The organism is Methanobrevibacter sp. (assembly GCF_030539875.1).
Lineage (GTDB): Archaea > Methanobacteriota > Methanobacteria > Methanobacteriales > Methanobacteriaceae > Methanocatella.
The window spans coordinates 1-5,527 of sequence record NZ_JAUNXI010000034.1 but is presented as its reverse complement, the minus strand read 5'-3'; the positions used below and the strand labels follow the sequence as shown (position 1 = coordinate 5,527).

The window sequence follows — 5,527 nt, the reverse complement described above, 5'->3', positions numbered from 1 at the left end:
ACTTATGAAAGAAATCAAAACTTTAGACTTTTTTCAATTTTTCATTACTTTTTTTACATTCGTTTTATACGAATTGTTTTAAAGTTCGTAACCTCTTGCCTGCATAATACTCGATGTTAATGTTGAGAAATTCAATAGCTACTTTTTTTGTTTTCATTTCCTTAGATGATATTGACTTAACGGCAGTGATTTTGGAAATCAAATATGATTTTGGATTGAGATATATGAAGCGTTTCAGAATGTGAGTTTTGAATAGCTAATGGCATCTGTCTTTCTTTTTGCAGTTTTTGTTATTTCTTCATGATAGAAATAATTTACAACAATTGGAGGTTCATCAAAAGGTTGTATGATAGAGTCATTATCCCTAAGATACAGCAATCCTTGATTTTCGCAGTATTCCTTAATTTCATTATTCAGGCTCTTCCAATAGCTCCTATCTTTTTTATTATATGTCAAATCATATAATGGAAATAAATCAGGGTACTTTTCTTTAATATAATTTAAGATACTTATATGCATTCCTAATTGGAATCTTGATTATAACTGTTGGCAGTTTTGAAATTTTAGTAATGAAATATAAAAAATATTTAAGTGAATGAAAGATTTATACTCACTAGAAATAAAATTATTCAAAATTCAATCATCAATACTTGGTCTTCTCAATGTTAACATGAATATTGTTCTAGATCCTATGCTAACTGATTTATCTGCAATTCTCTCAAAGTATCTGGCCAGAAAAATAACATCAACAAAATAGGGAATCAACTCATTATTTTTAATCATATTTTCGGTAACTTCATTTAAAATTGAGTCATACTTCTCATCGATTCTATCATCATCAATAGGTAATTCTTTTGCTTTATCCAAATCCTGATTTGAAAATACAAAGAACGATTTTTTTAATATAATCAAGGTATAATCTCCCATATACTCCAATTCTTTAAGAATTTTTTCAGGAATGTCTGCACATTGAATGTTTTTAATTAATTTAGCAATTTTTAAACATAAATGAGAAATTCTTTTAAAATGGCTTATTACCCGAAGTGTTGATTCGATAAACATCAAATCCTTAGCTAAAGGCTGTTCTGTAGCCATGAATTTAATACATTCTCTTTCTAAATCAATTGTTTTAATATCTATTGTAGTAGAACATTCTTCAATATTTTCAAAATCTGTTTCATCATAGTTTTCAAGCAATCTGACAACAGTTCCAGTTAATTTAATGGTTAAATTTCCTAATTCTTCATAACCTTCTTTAATATTGTTAATTCTATTTTGAAATGTGATGCTTGGAGATTTTTCATTCATTATTATACCTCCTTAATTTGATTTATTATCCGAACCTTCCGGTTATATATTCTTCTGTTTTTTGTTCTTTTGGACTTACAAATATCTGTTCTGTCCTTCCACTTTCAATAATCTCTCCATTTAAGAAAAAGGAGGTGTAATCTGAAACTCTTGATGCCTGTTGCATATTATGCGTTACAATAATGATTGTATAACCTTTTTTAAGTTCATGAATCAAATCCTCAATTTTTAATGTTGAAATTGGATCTAGAGCAGAACAGGGTTCATCCATTAAAATAACTTCAGGATTATTGGCTATCGTCCTTGCAATACATAATCTTTGTTGTTGACCTCCAGATAATCCCATTGCGGATTTATCAAGTTTATCTTTAACTTCATCCCAAATTGCTGCTGATTTTAAACTTTCCTCAACTCTTTGTTTTATAAAATCTTCATCTTCTTCTCCATGAATTCTTAAACCATAAGCTACATTTTCAAAAATGGATTTTGGAAAAGGATTGGGTTTTTGAAAAACCATTCCTACTTTTCTTCTCAAATCCACAACATCCATTTCAGGAGCATAAACATCTTCATCATCAAGAAGGAGAGTTCCATCACATTTAAATGCCGGTATTAAATCATTCATCCTATTAATTGACCTTAAAAAAGTTGATTTGCCACAACCTGATGGACCGATTAATGCAGTGACTGTGTTTTCAGCTACTTTAAAATTTATGTCTTTAAGAATATGAGCATCTCCGAAATAAGTATTTAAATGCTCAACAGTAATTTTTTCCATAATTAAATCTCCTTACTTTATTTATTTTCCCATCATTTTATTTTGATATCTTTCTGTGAAATAATTAGTTAAAAATGTAATAATCAATACAATAATCACTAGAACGGCTGCAGTTCCAAAGGCATTAGGTAAAGAAATGCCTTCAGTTGCTAAAATATACAAATGAAGCGGCAATGGCCTACCCGGATCGAGTATTGAAATTGGCATGGTAATGGATGAGCCTACAGCATACATTACAGCGGCTGCTTCAGAAATTGCTCTTGTCATTCCCAATATAATTCCAGTGACAATTCCGGAAAGTGCTGCAGGCAGGACAACTTTATAAATGGTCTGCCATTTTGTAGCGCCCAATCCATAACTTCCTTCTGCATATATGCTTGGCACTGAGCGTATAGATACTTCTGAAACTTGAAATATTGTTGGAATCCCCATAATAGCTAAAACTAAACTGGCTGAAAATATGGACCATCCCAAATTTAAAAATATGACAAAAAAAGATAATCCAAACAAACCATACACTATTGAAGGAATTGAAGCTAATATTTCGGCTCCAAAACGTATTATCCTAGTTAATTTTCCATCATTTGCATATTCCGCCATATAAATAGCAGCACCTACTCCCAATGGAGTGGATATTAAAACTGAAAGCAAAGTTACATATAAACTTGATATGATTATTGGAAATATTCCGCCTGATGCACCCTGATTTTCAACTTGACCGAAAATAAATTCTAAATTTATTACCGGAAGGCCCTTAATTAAAATATATGCTAAAATAATTACCAGAATTGTTAAGGTAATAATTCCTGAAAGTAGAAATATTGAATTCATTATTTTTTGAGAAATTTTTGCAGATATAAAATTAAAATTCATTTTTCATACCTCCTTTTGTATTCATAATGTTCCTCCACCAATATCCATACTGTATTTCCTTTGAATATGATTTGCAATAATTAACAATGAAATAATTACTATAAACAGCACGACTGCAGTAGCAAATAAAGCATTATAATGAATGCCGATTGCATAATTCATTTCCAATGCGATATTTGAGGTCAAAGTTCTAGCAGGACTTAAAATCGATGCTGGTATTTTTGCAACATTGCCTATGACCATTAGTACAGCCAATGTTTCACCCACAGCCCTGCCCATTCCTAAAATAATTGAGGTAATAATGCCCGGCAGTGCTGATGGAAAAACAACTCTACGAATTGTTTGCCAGTTTGTTGCTCCTAAACCTAAAGATGCTTCTTTGTAGTCCTGCGGAACTGCTCTTAATGAATCATAAGAAACCGAAATTATAGTCGGCAAAATCATGATGGACAATATGATTGCTGCAGTAAGTATGCCGAAGCCAGTTCCCCCAAATTGAGATCTTATAAATGGGACTAATAAAATTAGACCAAAAAATCCATAAACAACAGAAGGGATTCCAGATAATGTTTGAATAACGGGTTTTAAAAACTTTCTAACTTTACTGCTTGCAACTTCTGCCATAAATATTGCGCATGAAAGAGATAAAGGAACTGACATTAAAAGTGCAATGAATGTAACATATAATGATCCAATTATCATTGCAAATACACCAAATTGCCCTTCATTTGGCGCCCAGATATTTCCAAATAAAAATTGGGTGATTCCATATTCCTGTATTGCAGGGAAAGCCTCGATAAATATAAAACTTATTATAAGTAAAATCACCAAACAAGAGAATAATGCAATAATAAACAATGATTTCTCCATTATTGTTTCAGATGTAAGTTTAGACATGTTAAATCCCTCCAGTATAAAAAAATTAAGAATAAAAAATATAATGAAAACATTAGTTATCATATTTATTTTTTAAATTCCTGTTGTCGGGTTATTTATTTTGATTTGATAATTTTTTCTCCTTTTAAAACATTATCTGCTTCAGTGCTATTTATCCAGTCGATAAAGTCTTTTAAATCACCTGATGGTTCTCCTTTAACAAGGAATAAAAATGGTCTTTTTAATTCATAAGAACCGTCTGCGATACTTTCAGTGCTTGGAGCTACTCCTTCGATACTTAAAGATTTCACATCATCAGACATGTGTGCGAATGAAACAAAACCAATAGCGTTTTCATCTTGTTTGACAGATTGTTTTACAGCTTCAGTTGAACTTTGAACAATGGCATCACTTTTGATTTTTGTATTTCCCATTACAATACTTTTAAATGCATCTAAAGTACCTGATCCCTCTTCACGGACTATAACATGGATTTTACCATCATTTCCACCAACTTCTTTCCAGTTGGTGATTTTTCCGGAAAATATGTCTTTTAATTGGGTACTAGTTAAATCTGATACATCATTATTTCTGTTAACAGCTAATACAATTCCATCCTGACCAAGTTCATATTCTTTTAATCCTTCTTTTTCATTATCGTCCAATTCTTTTGAACTTGTACCAATTTCTGCGCTTCCTTCATGGACACTTTTAATGCCTACGCTAGATCCTCCACCTTGAACATTAATGTTTGCATTGGGGTGAGTAATTTTATATTCTTCTACTAGTTTTTCAGCTACCGGTTGTACAGATGTGGAACCTACTATATCAATTCTTTCGGAGCTTCCAAATCCTGAAAATAGTAAAATTCCACTCATAATGATTAACACGGTTGCAATAACAATAACTGCAATTCTATGGTTCTTTTTCATTTATTTTGCCTCTTTGTAATTGATTAAATGTAGGATCTGATTTTCTCCTACAATATGAAATTCTTTTTTTACATTATTTAAGTGTTACTATTTAGTGAAATAAAATTCACATAATGTGAATAATAAATGAGGGGGCATTTAATAAAAAAATAAAAAATACCTAAAAAACGAACAGATTTTTTGCTGAAGAAAAAATAAGCATCATTTGAAAAGTAACTTCGCGGTAATTTTCTTTTTTCCAAAATTAACATGATTTGTAATTTATCAATTGTATACTCAACATGAATGTGAACATTAAATTTCCCAGGTATTCTGCGATATTAATTAACCTGAACAATTTCAGCTTATGATGGATGACTCCTCAATGCTAACAGCAAAATGGATGATGATACCAAACATCACAATCCAAAGCCAATTGAGTTTTAGAGTTGTTTTCATATATTAAAAATGAATGCCAGACTGAAACACACCGCTCACTAAAATAACATATCTACCATTGCATATCCCATATAAGAAGATAAAATAACTAATATTGTAAATATAATCACGTGCAATCTGTCTTCTTTAAACTCAGTTTCATTCCGATCAGGCCAATTCCAACATACCCTATAAAAACTGTACCTATTGATAAAATTTCAATTTGAGACACATAATATAAAACAAAATGTGAAGTAGGCATTGCGGGAAATGCTACAATAATGCCTATTATAATAATATAAACAAATAAAGATACATGAATAAAGATGACATATGTCCAGTA

General features: G+C 30.8%; 6 protein-coding genes and 1 pseudogene. All 7 read right to left on the bottom strand.

The genetic code is table 11. The features are described from left to right. Positions 1-234: 234 nt before the first annotated feature. On the bottom strand, positions 235-519 hold the full coding sequence (locus tag Q4Q16_RS09185; protein ID WP_303347427.1) for a hypothetical protein: 285 nt from the start codon (positions 517-519) through the stop codon (positions 235-237). Positions 520-636: 117 nt separating this feature from the next. Then, on the bottom strand, positions 637-1,308 hold the full coding sequence (locus tag Q4Q16_RS09180; RefSeq protein ID WP_303347426.1) for a PhoU domain-containing protein: 672 nt from the start codon (positions 1,306-1,308) through the stop codon (positions 637-639). Between the two features lie 25 nt (positions 1,309-1,333). After that, entirely contained in the window at positions 1,334-2,086 is a 753-nt protein-coding gene (pstB, locus tag Q4Q16_RS09175) for a phosphate ABC transporter ATP-binding protein PstB (protein ID WP_294005164.1), read from the bottom strand. Positions 2,087-2,107: 21 nt separating this feature from the next. After that, positions 2,108-2,959, bottom strand: a complete 852-nt coding sequence (pstA, locus tag Q4Q16_RS09170; protein WP_303347425.1) for a phosphate ABC transporter permease PstA — start codon at positions 2,957-2,959, stop codon at positions 2,108-2,110. Between the two features lie 21 nt (positions 2,960-2,980). Next, complete coding sequence (pstC, locus tag Q4Q16_RS09165) at positions 2,981-3,856, bottom strand: phosphate ABC transporter permease subunit PstC (RefSeq protein WP_303347424.1); 876 nt, start codon at positions 3,854-3,856, stop codon at positions 2,981-2,983. Positions 3,857-3,951: 95 nt separating this feature from the next. Further along, positions 3,952-4,767 carry a phosphate ABC transporter substrate-binding protein gene (locus Q4Q16_RS09160; RefSeq protein WP_303347423.1) on the bottom strand — a complete coding sequence of 272 codons (816 nt, stop codon included), beginning with the start codon at positions 4,765-4,767 and terminating at the stop codon, positions 3,952-3,954. Positions 4,768-5,311: 544 nt separating this feature from the next. Beyond that, positions 5,312-5,527, bottom strand: a pseudogene (locus Q4Q16_RS09155) (hypothetical protein); the annotation flags it as partial.